The sequence below is a fragment of the Winogradskyella ouciana genome (assembly GCF_009709615.1).
Classification (GTDB): domain Bacteria; phylum Bacteroidota; class Bacteroidia; order Flavobacteriales; family Flavobacteriaceae; genus Winogradskyella; species Winogradskyella ouciana.
In genome coordinates this window covers 1-239 of record NZ_WJYA01000290.1, presented here as the reverse complement: position 1 = coordinate 239, position 239 = coordinate 1, and the positions used below count along the sequence as shown (strand labels likewise).

1 protein-coding gene is annotated in these 239 nt (G+C 55.6%); it reads right to left on the bottom strand.

Going from position 1 to position 239, the window contains the following annotated elements; translation table 11 throughout:
• Positions 1–239: hypothetical protein (locus F1003_RS16750; RefSeq protein WP_202913943.1), on the bottom strand; the 239-nt coding region annotated here is incomplete at both ends.

Here is a 239-nt window from a genome sequence, read left to right as displayed (position 1 = left end):
TCTCAAACGAATCTTCTTCGACGACGAAATCGAAGCTGTCTTCGGCAGCTGGCTCTTCAGCGGCTTCCAGCTCTTCCGTCGCTTCTTCCATCGATTGGCTAATCGCGGCGAGAACATCGGCTTCAGACTCAACTTCTACAGCGTCCGCCTCGAGCATATCATCGTCTTCGAACATGCTCATATCCGCGTCGGCCGCGGCTTCAGGTTCTGCTTCCGTTGGCGCAGGCGCATCATCGTCT